20 protein-coding genes are annotated in these 18,340 nt (G+C 37.5%); all 20 read left to right on the top strand.

Annotated features, from left to right (window positions below; genetic code table 11):
* The first annotated feature begins 6 nt into the window (after positions 1 to 6).
* The 20 genes from ftsY to codY all read left to right on the top strand — a co-directional run bounded on the left by ftsY (position 7) and on the right by codY (position 18,322).
* Positions 7 to 996 carry a signal recognition particle-docking protein FtsY gene (ftsY, locus tag AC0L0O_RS05345; RefSeq protein WP_000007650.1) on the top strand — a complete coding sequence of 330 codons (990 nt, stop codon included), beginning with the start codon at positions 7 to 9 and terminating at the stop codon, positions 994 to 996.
* A gap of 133 nt (positions 997 to 1,129) precedes the next feature.
* Positions 1,130 to 1,462: a putative DNA-binding protein gene (locus AC0L0O_RS05350; protein WP_000891062.1), complete on the top strand. Its 333-nt coding sequence runs from the start codon at positions 1,130 to 1,132 to the stop codon at positions 1,460 to 1,462.
* A gap of 12 nt (positions 1,463 to 1,474) precedes the next feature.
* Positions 1,475 to 2,824 carry a signal recognition particle protein gene (gene ffh / locus AC0L0O_RS05355; protein ID WP_000863461.1) on the top strand — a complete coding sequence of 450 codons (1,350 nt, stop codon included), beginning with the start codon at positions 1,475 to 1,477 and terminating at the stop codon, positions 2,822 to 2,824.
* 100 nt (positions 2,825 to 2,924) lie between these two features.
* On the top strand, positions 2,925 to 3,197 hold the full coding sequence (rpsP, locus tag AC0L0O_RS05360) for a 30S ribosomal protein S16 (protein WP_000268750.1): 273 nt from the start codon (positions 2,925 to 2,927) through the stop codon (positions 3,195 to 3,197).
* Positions 3,198 to 3,211: 14 nt separating this feature from the next.
* Positions 3,212 to 3,439: a KH domain-containing protein gene (locus AC0L0O_RS05365; protein WP_000737398.1), complete on the top strand. Its 228-nt coding sequence runs from the start codon at positions 3,212 to 3,214 to the stop codon at positions 3,437 to 3,439.
* 120 nt (positions 3,440 to 3,559) lie between these two features.
* Positions 3,560 to 4,075, top strand: a complete 516-nt coding sequence (gene rimM / locus AC0L0O_RS05370) for a ribosome maturation factor RimM (RefSeq protein ID WP_000170268.1) — start codon at positions 3,560 to 3,562, stop codon at positions 4,073 to 4,075.
* Complete coding sequence (gene trmD, locus AC0L0O_RS05375) at positions 4,075 to 4,809, top strand: tRNA (guanosine(37)-N1)-methyltransferase TrmD (protein ID WP_000686892.1); 735 nt, start codon at positions 4,075 to 4,077, stop codon at positions 4,807 to 4,809. The genes rimM and trmD overlap by 1 nt, the downstream gene beginning before the upstream one ends.
* Before the next feature lie 146 nt (positions 4,810 to 4,955).
* The gene (gene rplS, locus AC0L0O_RS05380; protein ID WP_001186516.1) at positions 4,956 to 5,300 is read left to right on the top strand and encodes a 50S ribosomal protein L19; all 345 of its coding nucleotides are present in this window, start codon (positions 4,956 to 4,958) and stop codon (positions 5,298 to 5,300) included.
* A gap of 101 nt (positions 5,301 to 5,401) precedes the next feature.
* Complete coding sequence (gene lepB / locus AC0L0O_RS05385; RefSeq protein ID WP_000711856.1) at positions 5,402 to 5,953, top strand: signal peptidase I; 552 nt, start codon at positions 5,402 to 5,404, stop codon at positions 5,951 to 5,953.
* 20 nt (positions 5,954 to 5,973) lie between these two features.
* Positions 5,974 to 6,864, top strand: coding sequence for a ribosome biogenesis GTPase YlqF (gene ylqF, locus AC0L0O_RS05390; protein WP_000236696.1), 891 nt, complete (start codon positions 5,974 to 5,976; stop codon positions 6,862 to 6,864).
* 51 nt (positions 6,865 to 6,915) lie between these two features.
* Positions 6,916 to 7,689: a ribonuclease HII gene (gene rnhB, locus AC0L0O_RS05395; RefSeq protein WP_001174714.1), complete on the top strand. Its 774-nt coding sequence runs from the start codon at positions 6,916 to 6,918 to the stop codon at positions 7,687 to 7,689.
* Between the two features lie 193 nt (positions 7,690 to 7,882).
* Positions 7,883 to 9,043, top strand: coding sequence for an ADP-forming succinate--CoA ligase subunit beta (gene sucC / locus AC0L0O_RS05400; RefSeq protein WP_001020796.1), 1,161 nt, complete (start codon positions 7,883 to 7,885; stop codon positions 9,041 to 9,043).
* A gap of 20 nt (positions 9,044 to 9,063) precedes the next feature.
* Entirely contained in the window at positions 9,064 to 9,966 is a 903-nt protein-coding gene (gene sucD, locus AC0L0O_RS05405; RefSeq protein WP_000115178.1) for a succinate--CoA ligase subunit alpha, read from the top strand.
* Between the two features lie 87 nt (positions 9,967 to 10,053).
* Complete coding sequence (gene dprA / locus AC0L0O_RS05410) at positions 10,054 to 10,923, top strand: DNA-processing protein DprA (protein ID WP_000818036.1); 870 nt, start codon at positions 10,054 to 10,056, stop codon at positions 10,921 to 10,923.
* A 144-nt stretch (positions 10,924 to 11,067) separates the two neighbouring features.
* Positions 11,068 to 13,146, top strand: a complete 2,079-nt coding sequence (gene topA, locus AC0L0O_RS05415) for a type I DNA topoisomerase (protein WP_001286969.1) — start codon at positions 11,068 to 11,070, stop codon at positions 13,144 to 13,146.
* Positions 13,147 to 13,196: 50 nt separating this feature from the next.
* Positions 13,197 to 14,501: an FADH(2)-oxidizing methylenetetrahydrofolate--tRNA-(uracil(54)-C(5))-methyltransferase TrmFO gene (gene trmFO, locus AC0L0O_RS05420; protein WP_001991958.1), complete on the top strand. Its 1,305-nt coding sequence runs from the start codon at positions 13,197 to 13,199 to the stop codon at positions 14,499 to 14,501.
* Between the two features lie 65 nt (positions 14,502 to 14,566).
* Positions 14,567 to 15,466: a tyrosine recombinase XerC gene (xerC, locus tag AC0L0O_RS05425; protein ID WP_001101227.1), complete on the top strand. Its 900-nt coding sequence runs from the start codon at positions 14,567 to 14,569 to the stop codon at positions 15,464 to 15,466.
* Positions 15,467 to 15,508: 42 nt separating this feature from the next.
* Positions 15,509 to 16,051, top strand: a complete 543-nt coding sequence (gene hslV, locus AC0L0O_RS05430) for an ATP-dependent protease proteolytic subunit HslV (protein ID WP_000526272.1) — start codon at positions 15,509 to 15,511, stop codon at positions 16,049 to 16,051.
* Between the two features lie 22 nt (positions 16,052 to 16,073).
* Complete coding sequence (hslU, locus tag AC0L0O_RS05435) at positions 16,074 to 17,465, top strand: ATP-dependent protease ATPase subunit HslU (protein WP_000550088.1); 1,392 nt, start codon at positions 16,074 to 16,076, stop codon at positions 17,463 to 17,465.
* Positions 17,466 to 17,542: 77 nt separating this feature from the next.
* On the top strand, positions 17,543 to 18,322 hold the full coding sequence (codY, locus tag AC0L0O_RS05440; protein WP_000421288.1) for a GTP-sensing pleiotropic transcriptional regulator CodY: 780 nt from the start codon (positions 17,543 to 17,545) through the stop codon (positions 18,320 to 18,322).
* Positions 18,323 to 18,340 lie beyond the last annotated feature (18 nt).

An 18,340-nucleotide genomic window follows, 5' to 3' on the forward strand; every position in this document is an offset into this window, starting at 1 on the left:
GACAGTATGAGCTTTTTTAAAAAACTAAAAGAAAAAATTTCAAAACAAACGGATACGGTAACAGAGAAGTTTAAACAAGGATTAGAAAAAACGAGAAATTCGTTTGCGGATAAAGTAAATGATTTAGTCTTTCGTTACCGTAAAGTAGATGAAGATTTCTTCGAGGAATTAGAAGAAATCTTAATCGGTGCAGATGTGGGCGTTTCAACAGTGATGGAATTAATCGATCAGTTGAAAGAAGAAGTGCAACGCCGTAACATTCAAGACCCAAGAGAAGTACAAGCTGTTATTTCGGAAAAATTAATAGAAATTTATAAAGGTGACAGCGATTTTACTAATGAAGTTAATATGCAAAAGGATGGCTTGACAGTTGTTTTATTTGTTGGTGTTAATGGTGTAGGTAAAACGACAACAATTGGTAAGATGGCTCATAAGTTTAAATCAGAAGGTAAGTCTGTCTTATTAGCGGCAGGAGATACATTCCGTGCTGGAGCGATTGAACAATTAGAAGTTTGGGGCGATCGCGTTGGGGTAGAAGTGATTAAACAAGGATCAGGATCTGATCCAGCAGCGGTTATGTATGATGCGGTACAAGCTGCAAAAGCACGTAACGTAGACGTATTACTATGTGATACAGCAGGACGTTTACAAAATAAAGTGAACTTAATGAAAGAGTTAGAGAAAGTAAAGCGCGTAATTGAGCGTGAAGTACCAGGAGCTCCTCATGAAGTATTACTTGTTATTGATGCTACAACGGGACAAAACGGTTTAAGTCAAGCGAAAACATTCCGTGAAGCAACGAATGTTACTGGTATTGTTTTAACGAAGTTAGATGGAACTGCTAAAGGTGGTATTGTATTAGCGATTCGTAACGAAATGGATGTACCGGTGAAATTCGTTGGATTAGGAGAACAAATGGATGATCTGCAACAGTTCGATCCAGAACAATATGTATATGGTTTATTTGCGAACTTAGTAGAAACAGAAGAAGTATAAGTGAAAGAAGCGGTATTTTCCGCTTCTTTTTCTATAAAAATATGAGATGTTAAGAAAAAAACTTGACACTCTTTTGTACTCCATGTAAACTAATTCATGTAAAGGGAAATCACTTAACAAAGGATGATCCAACATGCTCGAAAAAACAACGAGAATGAACTATTTATTTGATTTTTATCAATCGTTGTTAACGCAAAAACAAAGAAGTTATATGTCGCTTTATTATCTAGATGATTTATCTCTTGGTGAAATTGCGGAAGAATTTGATGTAAGTCGCCAAGCCGTGTATGATAACATTAAACGGACTGAAGCGATGCTTGAAGAATATGAAGAAAAATTAGTATTACTTCAAAAGTTTCAAGAGCGACAGCGACTTGTTGCAAAGCTAAAACAGCTAATCAGCGAAGAAGAGCATGTGAATGAAGAAATGAAACAAGTTGTTGAAGCTATCGAAAAATTAGATTAGGAGGGCGGCAATATGGCATTTGAAGGATTAGCCGACCGACTTCAACAGACGATGCAAAAAATCCGCGGCAAAGGAAAAGTTTCTGAAGCCGATGTGAAAGAAATGATGAGAGAAGTTCGTCTAGCTCTTTTAGAAGCGGACGTTAACTTTAAAGTAGTAAAAGATTTTGTAAAGCGTGTGTCTGAACGTGCTGTCGGACAAGATGTAATGAAAAGTTTGACACCTGGACAACAAGTAATTAAAGTTGTACAGGAAGAACTTACAGAACTTATGGGCGGAGAGCAAAGCAAAATTGCTGTTGCTAATAAGCCACCGACTGTTATTATGATGGTTGGTCTGCAAGGTGCAGGTAAAACAACGACGACAGGTAAACTGGCGAATTTGCTTCGTAAAAAGCATAATCGTAAACCGATGCTTGTTGCAGCGGATATTTACCGTCCTGCAGCGATTAAACAGCTTGAAACATTAGGGAAGCAATTGGACATGCCTGTATTCTCTTTAGGAGATCAAGTAAGTCCTGTTGAAATTGCGAAACAAGCGATTGCAAAAGCGAAAGAAGATCATCATGATTATGTTTTAATTGATACAGCAGGTCGCCTGCATATTGATGAAGAACTAATGGATGAATTAGCGAAAGTGAAAGAAGTTGCGAAACCGGATGAAATTTTCCTTGTTGTCGATGCGATGACAGGACAAGACGCGGTAAATGTTGCACAAAGTTTCCATGAACAGTTAGGTTTAACAGGGGTTGTATTAACGAAATTAGATGGTGATACGCGCGGTGGTGCTGCATTATCTATTAAAGCTGTTACAAATACGCCAATTAAATTTGCTGGTATGGGTGAAAAACTAGATGCACTTGAAGCGTTCCATCCAGAACGTATGGCATCCCGTATTTTAGGGATGGGAGACGTCTTAACATTAATTGAAAAAGCGCAAGCTACAGTTGATGAAGAGAAAGCAAAAGAACTTGAGCAAAAAATGCGTACGCTTTCGTTTACGCTTGACGATTTCCTAGAACAACTTGGACAAGTGCGTCAACTTGGACCGCTAGATGAATTGTTAGGAATGCTTCCTGGTGCAAATAAAATTAAAGGGCTGAAAAATGCACAAGTTGATGAAAAACAAATTGGGCATATTGAGGCAATTATTCGTTCTATGACTAAATTAGAGCGAGAACAACCGGAAATAATCAATGCTAGTCGCAAAAAACGCATTGCCAAAGGTAGCGGTACAACGGTACAAGAAATCAATCGTTTAATCAAGCAATTTGATGATATGAAAAAGATGATGAAAACGATGACTGGAATGCAAAAAGGTAAGAAAAAAGGACTAGGTGGATTGAAGTTTCCATTCATGTAAGGAAAAAAGATGGCTCTGTTAAGAAAAAATACTTTACAAAGCAATAGTCTTTTTGCTAATATAATTATCTGTGTGAAATAAATTCGGAGGTGCTTTATAAATGGCAGTTAAAATTCGTTTAAAACGTATGGGAGCTAAAAAAACTCCTTTCTATCGTGTAGTTGTTGCAGATTCTCGTTCTCCTCGTGACGGACGTTTCATTGAGGAAATCGGTACTTACAATCCGGTTGCTCAACCAGCTGAAGTTAAGATCAACGAAGAAGCAGCATTAAAATGGTTAGGAAATGGTGCTAAACCATCTGATACAGTTCGTAACTTATTCTCTAACCAAGGTATCATGGAGAAATTCCACTTATCTAAACAAGGTAAGTAATTGAGGCAATGACTATGAAGAAGTTAGTCGAGACGATTGTCAAGCCTCTTGTCGATCATCCTGAAGATGTAAAAGTTACACAGGAACTTTACAACGGAGAGATAAAGTATCGATTAACTGTACATCCTGAGGATGTTGGAAAAGTCATTGGAAAGCAAGGGAAAGTTGCGAAAGCAATTCGAATGCTCTTGTATTCAGTGGGACATCACAATAGTGAAAAAGTAACACTGGAAATTCAATAAACGTAAAAAGGGCGAGGAGTTATTCCTCTCCCTTTTTTAACATTTAAAGAGAAGTTGCATGTTCCATATGAGAAATGGGGATGCTTAATTTATATAGAAACCAGGGGTGACATACTGTTTATGACAAAATGGTTTAACGTAGGAAAAATTGTAAATACTCATGGCGTAAAAGGAGAAATTCGTGTGGTTTCTCGTACTGACTTTCCAGAAGAGCGATATAAAGTAGGGAATACGTTATACATATCGAATGAAAAAGGTGGAGAGCCTTTCCCAGTAAAGATTACTTCTCATCGTCAACATAAAACATTTGATTTATTGACATTTGAAGGATACGGGAATGTAAATGAAGTAGAACAGTTTAAAGGTTCTCTTTTAAAAGTGCCTGAAGATCAATTAGGTGAACTAGCTGAAGGTGAATATTACTATCATGAAATTATTGGTTGCAATGTTGTAACGGAAGAAGGAGAAGCGTTAGGGACAATAAAGGAAGTTTTATCTCCTGGTGCAAATGATGTTTGGGTAATTAAACGTCCAAAAGGTCAAGATTTGTTAATTCCTTATATTGATGATGTTGTGCTTCAAGTTAACATTGAGAATAAATTAGTAACCATTCATGTAATGGAAGGGCTACTATAATGAAAATTGACATTTTAACATTGTTTCCAGATATGTTTACAGGTGTGTTTGGATCTTCAATTTTAAAGAAAGCACAAGAAAAAGAAGCGGTAGAGCTTCGTGTTGTCAATTTCCGCGATTATACAACGAGTAAGCATAATAGCGTGGATGATTATCCGTATGGTGGTGGTGCTGGGATGGTATTAACTCCTCAGCCTATTTTTGATGCTGTAGAAGATTTAACGAAAGAGACAGAGCGTAAGCCGAGAGTTGTCTTAATGTGTCCGCAGGGTGAAAGATTTACTCAGAAGAAAGCGGAAGAGCTTGCAGAGGAAGAGCATTTAATCTTTGTATGTGGGCATTATGAAGGATATGACGAACGAATTCGTGAACACCTCGTAACGGATGAGATTTCTATTGGTGACTACGTATTAACTGGTGGAGAGTTAGCCTCTATGGTTATTACCGATAGTGTTGTACGTCTCCTACCAGGAGTACTAGGAAATCATGCTTCACAAGTCGAGGATTCGTTTAGTACTGGTTTATTAGAGCACCCTCACTATACACGTCCAGCTGATTTTCGTGGTATGAAAGTGCCGGATGTATTAATGTCAGGAAATCATAAAAATATTGATGAATGGCGACATAAAGAATCACTACGTCGTACATATACACGTAGACCGGATTTATTGGAAGAACGAGAATTGTCTAAGCAAGAAAAGAAATGGTTAGAACAGATTAAAGAAGGCAAATAAGGGCTTGATATATTTTCTATTGCAACAGCCCTAGCAATATGCTATTATAACACTTGTGCTACTGAAATCAGTGGCCGTATTAACGATGTTCCGCTGTAATTTATTTAGACTTTATAAGAGCATCTGTTTAAAGGAGAGAATTTAATATGCAACAATTAATCGCAGAAATTACAAAAGGCCAATTAAAAACTGACCTTCCTTCATTCCGTCCTGGAGACACTTTACGTGTACACGTAAAAGTAGTTGAGGGAACTCGTGAAAGAATTCAGCTTTTCGAAGGTGTTGTAATTAAACGTCGTGGTGGCGGAATTAGTGAAACATTCACAGTTCGTAAGATTTCTTACGGTGTAGGTGTAGAGCGTACATTCCCAGTTCACACGCCAAGAATCGCGAAAATCGAAGTACTTCGCCGTGGTAAAGTACGTCGTGCTAAGTTATACTACTTACGTAACCTTCGCGGTAAAAAAGCACGTATTAAAGAAATTCGATAAGACATGTATGGGAGCTTGTAAATGCACAAGCTCCCTTTTTCCAATCTATATAAAATTTTGATATAATACGAGCAGCTTACATAATCGTGGAGGGGAAAAGCATGAAGAAAGAAAAGAGTTCACTTTGGGAATGGATCAAGGCAATTTTGATAGCTGTTGTATTAGCAGGTGTTATTAGACAGTTTTTCTTTGCACCAATTCTCGTAGATGGAGTATCGATGGCATCTACTTTACATGATCGCGATCGAATGATTGTTAATAAAATTGGTTATCACATAGGAGATCCGAAACGATTTGATATTATTGTATTCCGAGCAACGGAAGATAAAGATTATATTAAGCGTATTATCGGCCTACCAGGCGATGAAATAGAGTATCATAATGATAAACTATATGTTAACGGAAAGGCTTATGAGGAGCCGTATTTAGACAAGCAGAAGAAACAAATTGCTGACGGACCGCTTACATATGATTTTACTCTTGAAGAAATGACAGGGAAGAAAACTGTTCCAGAAGGTCAATTATTTGTTTTAGGCGATAATCGTCGTTTTAGTAAAGATAGCCGTTCAATTGGTACAATTTCAATGGACCAAGTGATTGGAAAAGCAAATATACTATATTGGCCATTAAAAGATGCTCGTATTGTGAAATAAAAGAAAAAGAAGGTGGCAACATGGTAATTCAATGGTTCCCGGGACATATGGCAAAGGCTAGACGCCAAGTAACAGAAAAATTAAAGTTAATTGATGTTGTAATTGAGCTTGTAGATGCTCGATTACCTTTATCTTCTCGAAATCCGATGATCGATGAGATTATTACACATAAACCGAGGCTTGTTGTTTTAAATAAAGCCGATATGGCAGATGATCGTTTAACAAAACAATGGATCGCATATTTTAAAGAAAAAGGCCATATGGCAATTTCAATTAACGCACAAGCTGGACAAGGTATGAAGGAAATTGCAGCGGCTTGTAAAGTGTTAGTGAAAGAGAAATTTGATAAAATGGTTGCGAAAGGTATTAGACCGAGAGCGATTCGTGCATTAATTGTAGGTATACCGAATGTTGGTAAATCTACGTTGATTAATAAGTTAGCGAAGAAAAATATTGCTAAAACAGGAGATCGTCCTGGTGTGACAACAGCTCAGCAATGGATTAAAGTTGGGAAGGAAATGGAATTACTTGATACACCAGGTATACTATGGCCTAAATTTGAAGACGAATTAGTTGGATTACGTCTAGCTACGACTGGTGCAATTAAAGATTCTATTTTAAATCTACAAGATGTAGCTGTTTATGCACTACGTTTTATGGAGAAACATTACCCAGAGCGATTAAAAGAGCGTTATAATTTAAATGACATTCCAGAAGATATCGTAGAGTTATTTGATGCGATTGGAAAAAATAGAGGCTGTTTAATGGGCGGCGGAATGATTGATTATGATAAAACATCTGAACTTGTACTTCGTGAGCTTCGTGGTGGCAAACTTGGAAAAATGACATTTGAAACACCAGAAGAGTTTGCAGAGCAGACAGAAGATGCAGAAAAAGTAGAAGAAGTATAAGACGTGCGTTTGTACGTCTTTTCTTTTTTGTATATAAAGGGAGTGGCATGAATGCAAAAAGTGACGATTCAAGAAGCGGAACATTTACTGCAAGAAATTATAAGTGAAGAGGACGATCGCTTTCAAATATTAATAAAAGATGAACGAAAAGGGGTACAAAAACTCATTTCGAAGTGGTATAAACAAAAAGAGTTAGCACAAAAGGAAAAAGAAAAATTTCTAGAAATGTCTAAGTATGAAAATGCGTTACGTGAAAAAGGCCTTACATATATCGCAGGTATAGATGAAGTAGGGCGTGGACCGCTAGCTGGACCTGTTGTGACGGCAGCTGTTATCCTTCCAGAAGATTTTTATATTCCAGGGTTAAATGATTCGAAAAAGCTGAGTGAGGCGAAGCGAGAGCGTTTTTATGGTGAGATTAAAGCAAAAGCAATCGCGATTGGAGTTGGGATTGTATCACCGCAAGTTATTGATGAGATAAATATTTATCAAGCGACGAAACAAGCGATGTTAGATGCTATTGCGAATTTATCTTGTACACCAGAATATTTATTAATTGATGCGATGAAACTTCCTACACCAATTCCGCAAACATCCATCATTAAAGGTGATGCGAAAAGTATTTCCATTTCAGCTGCATCCATTATTGCGAAAGTAACGAGAGATCGTATGATGAAAGAGCTTGGAGAAAAGTATCCAGCATATGGATTTGAACAACATATGGGATATGGTACGAAACAACATTTAGAAGCGATTGAAGCACATGGAGTATTAGAAGAACATCGCAAATCGTTTGCGCCAATTAAAGATATGATTCAAAAATAAGCTGCGAAAACGCAGCTTATTTTTTATTTTCACATATAAACATTACTATTTTCAAAAAAGAATAAAGCGATTTCAGTTTTCTGACACTTTATTGTAGACAGCGTGCCAATCATCTTATACAATGGCAATGTAATGTTTTTTAAACATTAAAAAACTTTTCGAGTAAAACAGGAAAACAGGGGAGGATGGGACCATGAATATCCATGAGTACCAAGGTAAGGCAGTCCTTAGAAGCTATGGGGTTAGCGTTCCGAACGGGAAGGTTGCATTTACAGTAGAAGAAGCTGTAGAAGCAGCGAAAGAATTAGGAACGGAAGTATGTGTAGTAAAAGCACAAATTCACGCTGGTGGACGCGGCAAAGCTGGCGGAGTAAAAGTTGCAAAAAATTTAGATGAAGTTCGTACATATGCAGAGAGCATTTTAGGAACTACACTTGTGACACATCAAACAGGTCCTGAAGGTAAGGAAGTAAAACGCTTACTTATCGAAGAAGGTTGCGATATTAAAAAAGAATATTATGTAGGTCTTGTTTTAGATCGTGCAACTTCTCAAGTTGTTTTAATGGCGTCTGAAGAAGGCGGAACAGAAATTGAAGAAGTAGCAGAAAAAACACCAGAAAAAATCTTTAAAGAATATATTGATCCAGCAGTAGGTTTACAAGGCTTCCAAGCACGCCGAATTGCATTTAACATCAATATTCCAAAAGAGCTTGTAGGACAAGCTGTGAAGTTTATGATGGGCTTATACCGTGCGTTTATCGAAAAAGATTGTTCTATCGCAGAGATTAATCCACTTGTTACAACAGGTGACGGTAAAGTTATGGCATTAGATGCGAAATTAAACTTTGATTCTAACGCTTTATATCGCCATAAAGACATTTTAGAACTTCGTGATCTTGATGAAGAAGATGCAAAAGAAATCGAAGCTTCTAAATATGACTTAAACTACATTCCTTTAGATGGAAATATCGGTTGTATGGTTAATGGTGCAGGTTTAGCGATGGCTACGATGGATATCATTAAACATTACCATGGCGATCCAGCTAACTTCTTAGATGTTGGTGGCGGTGCGACAGCTGAAAAAGTTACAGAAGCATTTAAAATTATCCTTTCTGACAAAAATGTAAAAGGTATCTTCGTTAACATTTTTGGTGGCATTATGAAGTGTGATGTTATTGCAGAAGGTGTTATTGAAGCAACGAAACAAGTAGGTCTTGAATTGCCTTTAGTTGTACGTCTTGAAGGTACAAACGTTGAGTTAGGTAAGAAAATTTTAAATGAGTCTGGCTTAAATATTGTTGCAGCAGAATCTATGGCAGACGGTGCACAAAAAATTGTTTCACTAGTGGGCTAATAGAAAGCGGGGGAGAAAAAATGAGCGTATTAGTTAATAAAGATACAAAAGTTATTGTTCAAGGTATTACAGGTTCTCAAGGATTATTCCACACAAAACAAATGATTGAATACGGTACGAAAATTGTCGGTGGTGTAACGCCAGGTAAAGGTGGCACTGACATTGAAGGTGTACCAGTATTTGATACTGTAGAAGATGCAGTGAAAGCAACAGGCGCAAACGCTTCAGTTGTATACGTTCCACCCGCTTTTGCGGCTGATGCAATTATGGAAGCAGTTGATGCAGAAATTGATTTAGTAGTATGTATTACCGAAGGAATTCCTGTATTAGATATGGTAAACGTAAAGAGATATATGGCTGGTAAACATACACGTTTACTTGGACCAAACTGCCCAGGTGTTATTACGCCTGATGAATGTAAAATCGGTATTATGCCAGGATACATTCATAAAAAAGGTCATGTAGGTATCGTATCTCGCTCTGGTACATTAACGTATGAGGCTGTACATCAGTTAACACAAGAAGGTATTGGCCAATCTACTGCTGTAGGTATCGGCGGAGACCCAGTTAACGGTACAGACTTTATTGATGCATTAAAAGCATTTAATGAAGATGAAGAAACACATGCTGTAATTATGATTGGTGAAATCGGTGGTACAGCGGAAGAAGAGGCAGCTGAATGGGTGAAAGCTAATATGACAAAACCTGTTGTAGGCTTCATTGGTGGCCAAACAGCGCCTGCTGGCAAACGTATGGGCCATGCTGGTGCAATCATTTCTGGCGGTAAAGGAACTGCTGCAGAAAAGATTAAAACGATGGAAGCTTGTGGTATTAAAGTAGCGGAAACTCCAGCAGTTATGGGAGAAACGCTAATCTCTGTCTTAAAAGAAAAAGGTCTATTTGAGACTTGTAAAAACTACTAATCTGTTGAAAGACACCTTCTTGCTTGAAGGTGTCTTTTTACAAACTTCCTGTTTACATAATAAAAATTATGGGTAAGGAGAATTGAGATGAAAAGAGAACGATTATTACATCTTCATTATTTGTTAGCAGACCATTGGAAGGCGATAGAGAGGCTATTACATGTCGATCCAGAATTGAAGGGAATATACACTTTTAATGCAAAACAAATGGAATGTTACACTGGAATATCCTCGAAAAAATCTTCAGAATTAGTAAATTTTCTTCAAAGTTCAAATCTCCCGCAATATATATCTTATTTAAAGAAAAATCGAATTTTTTATATGACAATATGGGATAAAGATTATCCAAAATTATTACGTGAAATACAAGATCCGCCCTTCGTATTATATGGAAAAGGAGAGAAGGATTTTCTCAATAAAGCGAATAAATTAGCGGTTGTTGGAACGAGAGAACCAACTTTATATGGACATGAGAGTTTAAAATTTATTTTACATCCATTATTAGAAAAGGAATGGCTTATTGTCAGTGGATTTGCAAGAGGGATAGATACGATGTCTCATGAAATTACAGTAAGACGGTATTGTCCAACAATTGCGATACTAGGACATGGATTATCGTATATATATCCAAAAGAGAATCGATATTTATATGAAGCGTGGAATGAATATATATTGTTATTAACAGAGTATCCTCCGCACTATGCACCAAAAAAATGGTATTTTCCAAAAAGGAATCGAATTATTAGTGGTATAAGTAAAGGTGTTTTAGTTGTAGAAGCGAAATCGAGAAGCGGAACACTTATTACTGCAGACCTTGCTCTAGAGCAAAATAGAGAGGTATTTGCACTTCCTGGACCTATATTTACAGATAGTGCATCAGGAACAAATCATCTTATTCAACAAGGAGCGAAACTAGTAAGAAATGCAGAAGATATACTAGAAGAGATTTTAAATTAATCTTATATTTTTATGTTTTTATTAAACAATTATTGACAAATGGTAGATAGGCACTGTATGGTATATTCATTCTTGATTGACAAAAACAAGAGAAATCAATAAGATTAATGAAGACTTGAATCCACCTCTTAAGGAGGCACTAGCATGTCAGATTACCTCGTAATCGTGGAGTCGCCTTCTAAGGCGAAGACCATTGAGAAATATTTAGGGAAAAAATACAAAGTTGTCGCGTCTATGGGACACGTTCGCGATTTACCTAAAAGCCAAATGGGGATAGAAGTAAAGAACAACTTCACCCCGAAGTATATTACCATTCGTGGTAAAGGTCCCGTCTTAAAAGACTTAAAATCAGCGGCAAAAAAAGCAAAGAAAGTCTATCTCGCGGCCGATCCAGACCGCGAAGGAGAAGCTATTGCTTGGCATTTAGCCAATACGTTAAATGTGGACGTTGAATCAGATTGCCGAGTTGTGTTTAATGAGATTACAAAAGATGCAATAAAAGAATCATTCAAACATCCTCGTGCAATTAACATGGATTTAGTAGATGCACAACAAGCAAGACGTATACTAGATCGTCTTGTTGGTTACAATATTAGTCCTTTATTATGGAAGAAAGTAAAAAAAGGATTAAGTGCAGGGCGCGTACAATCGGTAGCAGTTCGTTTAATTATCGAACGTGAAAGAGAAATTCAAAGTTTCGAGCCTGAAGAATTCTGGACAATTAAAACAGAATTTGTGAAAGGGAAAGACACATTTGAAGCAAGCTTTTACGGTGTAGATGGTGAAAAAGTTCAATTAACGAATGAAACACAAGTGAATGAAATAATTGAACAGCTGAAAGATAATGCGTTCTCAGTTGAAAATGTAACGCGAAAAGAGCGAAAACGTAATCCTGCATTACCATTTACAACATCTTCCTTGCAACAAGAGGCAGCGCGTAAGTTAAACATGCGAGCAAAGAAAACGATGATGCTTGCGCAGCAATTGTATGAAGGGATCGATCTTGGAAAACAAGGAACTGTAGGTCTTATTACGTATATGAGAACTGATTCAACACGTATCTCAGAAACAGCTCAAACAGAGGCACGTACTTATATTACTGAGGCGTATGGTACGGAATACATAGGAGCAGAAAAGAAGAAAGAAACGAAGAAGTCGAACGCACAAGATGCGCATGAGGCAATTCGTCCTACTTCGGTAATGAGAAAGCCAGAGGAATTAAAGAGTTTCTTAAGTCGTGATCAACTTCGATTGTATAAATTGATTTGGGAGCGATTTGTTGCAAGTCAAATGGCGTCTGCTATAATGGATACTGTGACAGCGAGACTCATTAATAACAATGTTCAGTTCCGTGCAAGTGGATCGGTTGTAAAGTTCCCAGGATTTATGAAAGTGTATGTAGAGTCGAAAGATGACGGGGCGGAAGAAAAGGATAAGATGTTGCCACCTTTAGAAGTAGGGGAAACCGTATTTTCGAAGGATTTAGAACCGAAGCAGCACTTTACACAACCTCCGCCGCGCTATACTGAGGCTCGTCTAGTAAGAACACTTGAAGAGCTTGGAATTGGAAGACCGTCGACTTACGTACCGACACTTGAAACGATTCAAAAACGTGGATATGTCGGTTTGGATAATAAACGCTTCGTTCCAACTGAACTTGGTGAAATAGTAATTGAACTTATTTTAGAGTTTTTCCCAGAAATTATTAACATTGAATTTACTGCTAACATGGAGCAAAGCCTCGATGAAGTAGAAGAAGGAAATGCAAATTGGGTAAAAATTGTTGATGATTTCTACGTAGGGTTTGAACCGCGTTTAGAAAAAGCGGAAAAAGAAATGCGTGAAGTAGAAATTAAAGATGAACCAGCTGGGGAAGACTGTGAATTATGTAATCACCCAATGGTCTTTAAAATGGGTAAATACGGGAAATTTATGGCTTGCTCGAATTTCCCAGATTGTCGTAATACAAAACCGATTGTGAAAGAAATCGGTGTTACTTGTCCGAAATGCGATAAAGGTCAAATTATTGAACGTCGTAGTAATAAAAAGAAACGTCTGTTCTATGGATGCGGTACGTATCCAGAGTGTGACTTTGTATCTTGGGATAAGCCGATTGGCCGTAAATGTCCGAAGTGTGAAGGTATGCTAGTAGAGAAGAAGTTGAAAAAAGGCGTACAAGTACAATGTATTTCGTGTGATTATGAAGAAGAACAACAAATGTGAGCGTAACTGCTCACATTTTTTTCGGGAAGAAAAGGAAAGGTGATAAATATATGACAACACAAGTAGTAAACGTCATTGGCGCAGGTCTTGCAGGAAGTGAAGCAGCTTACCAAATTGCAAAACGTGGTGTCCAAGTAAGATTATATGAAATGAGACCGGTAAGGCAAACGCCAGCTCATCACACAGATAAATTTGCAGAATTAGTATGTAGTAACTCACTTCGCGCAAACACATTAACAAATGCGGTTGGTGTTATTAAAGAAGAAATGCGTTTAATGGATTCTGTTATTATTCGTGCAGCTGATGAGTGCTCTGTACCAGCAGGAGGGGCTTTAGCGGTAGATCGTCATGAATTTGCGGCGAAAGTAACGGAATATGTGAAAAACCATCCGAACGTAACTGTGATGAATGAAGAAATCACTGAAATTCCAGAAGGTCCTACTATTATCGCGACAGGTCCACTTACGTCACCGGATCTTTCTGCACAATTAAAAGAATTAACGGGTGAAGACTACTTTTATTTCTATGATGCTGCAGCACCGATTGTTGAGAAAGACAGCATTGATATGAATAAGGTGTATTTAAAATCTCGTTACGATAAAGGTGAAGCGGCATATTTAAACTGCCCAATGACGGAAGAGGAATTTGACCGTTTTTACGAGGCTTTAATTGCTGCTGAAACAGTACCTTTAAAAGAATTTGAAAAAGAAATTTTCTTTGAAGGTTGTATGCCAGTAGAAGTTATGGCAAGTAGAGGAAGACAAACACTAGTATTTGGACCGATGAAACCTGTTGGATTAGAAGATCCGAAAACAGGGAAAACGCCATATGCTGTTGTTCAGTTACGTCAAGATGATGCAGCGGGAACGTTATACAATATCGTAGGTTTCCAAACGCATTTAAAATGGGGACCACAAAAAGAAGTGTTACAGTTGATTCCAGGACTGGAAAACGCAGAGATTGTACGTTATGGTGTAATGCATCGTAATACGTTTATTAATTCACCTAACCTGCTTCGTCCAACATACCAATATAAACAACGTGATGATTTATTCTTCGCTGGTCAAATGACTGGAGTAGAGGGATATGTTGAATCAGCAGCTTCAGGATTGTTAGCGGGTATCAACGCTGCTCGACTTGTAAAAGGTGAAGAGCCGGTTGTATTACCACCTGTAACTGCAATGGGAAGTATGGCGAATTATATTACTGCGACAAACGCGAAAAACTTCCAACCAATGAATGCGAACTTCGGTCTGTTTGCACCGTTAGAGAAGAAAATTAAGAAGAAAGCAGAACGTAATGAAGCCTATGCAACACGCGCTTTAGAAACGATTCGAAATTTTGTAAATATTTAGTTAAATTTCTTGCAAAGGCTACTAAGTTGTGATACGATTTAGTAGCCTTTATTGAGGTGAATTGTGTGAATGTGAAGAAATTGTTACAATTATTCGTTGGATATTTACAAATTGAAAGAAATTATTCAAAATATACAATTGCAAGTTATCAAAATGATTTAGAACATTTTGTGCAATTTATGGAGCGAGAAGGCATATCCTCTTTTTTAGATATTACATACGCGGATGTTCGTTTGTACTTAACGACGTTGCACGATGAAAAGTTAGCCCGTAAATCTGTCGCAAGAAAAGTATCAAGCTTACGAAGTTTATATCGCTTTTTGATGCGTGAAGGTTATCGGAAAGATAATCCGTTTGCACTTGCGTCACTCCCCAAAAAAGAATTGTCAATCCCAAAGTTTTTATATGCTGAAGAATTAGAGGAATTGTTTGAAGTTTCTGATACGGAAACCCCGTTAGGTCAAAGGAATCAAGCTTTATTAGAATTGATGTATGCGACTGGGATCCGTGTGAGTGAATGTGTCAATTTACAACTTACCGATATTGACTTTGCAGTGGGAACAATTTTAGTAATGGGAAAAGGAAAAAAACAAAGATATATTCCGTTCGGGAGCTATGCACAAGATGCTTTAATTACTTATATAGAGAACGGGAGAAAACAGTTAGCCGAGAAAACTGAAGAACAATCTCATATGGTATTTTTAAATGCGAAAGGTACGCCGCTGACAAGTCGAGGGGTACGCTATGTATTAAATGAACTCATTAAGAAAGCTTCACTGACAATGCGGATAAGTCCCCATATGTTAAGGCATACATTTGCTACACATATGTTAGATGAAGGGGCAGATTTACGTACTGTACAGGAGCTACTCGGTCATGAAAATTTGTCGACGACACAAATTTATACGCATGTCTCTAAAGAAAGATTGCGTTCTGTCTACATGAAGCATCACCCACGGGCATAAATTGCTTTTAAAGCTATAAAAACATATAAAGGAGTTTTTTCTATGGGAAATTTCCACGCTACAACGATATTTGCAGTTCATCATAATGGAGAATGTGCAATGGCTGGAGATGGCCAGGTGACGATGGGGAATGCTGTTGTAATGAAACATACAGCTCGTAAAGTTCGTAAACTTTTCCAAGGGAAAGTTTTAGCTGGTTTTGCAGGTTCGGTTGCTGATGCATTTACTCTTTTTGAAATGTTTGAAGGGAAATTAGAAGAGTACAATGGAAACCTGCAGCGTGCTGCTGTTGAGATGGCAAAACAATGGCGCGGCGACAAAATGTTACGTCAGCTAGAAGCGATGCTCATTGTCATGGATAAAACAACGATGCTCCTTGTTTCAGGTACGGGAGAAGTGATTGAACCGGATGATGGTATTTTAGCAATTGGATCTGGCGGGAATTATGCGCTTTCAGCAGGTCGTGCTTTAAAACAATATGCAAGTGAACATTTAACAGCGAAGCAAATTGCGAAAGCGAGTTTAGAAATTGCTGGCGATATTTGTGTTTATACAAACCACAACATAATTGTGGAAGAATTGTAGAATCGTAAGGGAGGCATTTTATATGCATTTACATTTTACTCCGCGTCAAATTGTGGAAAAATTAGATCAATACATTATCGGTCAAAAAGATGCGAAGAAAGCGGTTGCTGTAGCTTTAAGAAATCGATACCGCCGAAGTAAATTAGCTGAAAATCTACGTGATGAAATTGCACCTAAAAATATTTTAATGATTGGACCGACAGGTGTTGGTAAAACAGAGGTAGCACGACGAATGGCGAAACTCGTTGGAGCACCTTTTATTAAGGTTGAAGCTACGAAATTTACAGAAGTTGGATATGTAGGTAGAGATGTAGAATCGATGGTACGTGACCTTGTGGAAACGTCTGTTCGTATCGTGAAAGAAGAAATGGTAGTTAAAGTACAAGACAAAGCAGAAGAACAAGCGAACCAACGTCTGGTTGAAATTTTAGTGCCGAGTCCGGAGAAGCAATCTGGATTTAAAAACCCATTAGAAATGCTATTTGGTGGCACTCAAAATTCGAATCAAACAACAGATTCACAGGAAGATGTTGAAATCGAAAAGAAACGTCAAGATGTGGAAAGAAAGCTTGCTGCGGGGCTTCTTGAAGATGAAATTGTATCGATTGAAGTGACGGAACAACAGTCTTCTATGTTCGATATGTTGCAAGGAACTGGCATGGAACAAATGGGGATGAATTTCCAAGATGCGTTAGGAAGTTTTATGCCGAAAAAAACAAAAAAACGTAAACTTTCTGTAAAAGAAGCAAGAAAAGTCTTGACAAATGAGGAAGCACAGCGCTTAATTGATATGGATGAAGTTACACAAGAGGCTGTTTATCGTGCTGAACAGCTCGGGATTATTTTTATCGATGAAATTGACAAAATTGCTGGTAAGCAGTCGAATAGCGTAGACGTATCACGTGAAGGTGTGCAACGTGACATTTTACCAATTGTAGAAGGGTCAAATGTTGCGACAAAATACGGATCAGTAAAAACGGATTATATTTTATTCGTTGCAGCTGGAGCGTTTCATATGTCTAAACCGTCAGATTTAATTCCGGAATTACAAGGGAGATTTCCGATTCGAGTAGAATTAACAAAATTATCAACTGATGATTTTGTTAAAATATTAATCGAGCCTGACAATGCGTTGATTAAACAATATATGGCTTTATTAGCGACTGAAGGTATAGAAATTGAATTTTCAGACGAAGCTATTCGTAAGATTGCTGAGATTGCTTATCAAGTTAATCAGGATACAGATAATATTGGAGCAAGAAGACTTCATACGATTATGGAGAAGCTCCTTGAAGATTTATCGTTTGAAGCATCTGAAATTACGTTAGAGAAAATAACGATAACACCTCAATACGTTGAGGAGAAATTAGCAACGATTGCTAAAAATAAAGATGTGAGCCAGTTTATTTTGTAATAGTGTCATCAGGTGACTCGCCCTAGTTTCCAAGTGATGAAAAAATATGTGAGTAACATGTAGGAGGAACTTTTGAAATGGAATTATTAGCAAAAACAAGAAAATTAAATGCGTTATTACAGAGCGCAGCAGGAAAGCCTGTAAACTTTAGAGAAATGTCTGACACAATGTGTGAAGTAATCGAAGCGAACGTATTCGTAGTAAGTCGTCGTGGTAAATTACTAGGTTATGCAATTCACCAACAAATCGAGAATGAGCGTATGAAACAAATGCTTGCAGAACGTCAATTCCCAGAAGAGTATACACAAAGCTTATTCAACATTACAGAAACATCTTCAAACTTAGATGTGAACAGTGCTTACACAGCATTCCCAGTAGAAAATAAAGAATTATTTGGTCAAGGTTTAACTACAATCGTACCGATCGTTGGTGGCGGTGAGCGTCTAGGTACATTAGTTTTAGCTCGTCTTGGTCAAGAGTTCTTAGATGATGATTTAATTCTTGCTGAGTACAGCTCAACTGTTGTAGGTATGGAAATTTTACGTGAAAAAGCAGAAGAAATCGAAGAAGAAGCACGTAGCAAAGCTGTTGTTCAAATGGCGATCAGCTCATTATCTTACAGTGAATTAGAAGCAATCGAGCACATCTTCGAAGAATTAAACGGAACAGAAGGTTTACTTGTTGCAAGTAAAATTGCTGACCGCGTAGGAATCACTCGTTCGGTAATCGTAAATGCACTTCGTAAATTAGAAAGTGCTGGTGTAATTGAGTCGCGTTCTTTAGGTATGAAAGGAACATACATTAAAGTATTAAACGACAAATTCTTACATGAACTTGCTAAATTAAAAACAAACTAATTTATAAAACTCTCCTCA

The sequence above is a fragment of the Bacillus sp. GS3m_15504 genome, assembly GCF_055825275.1.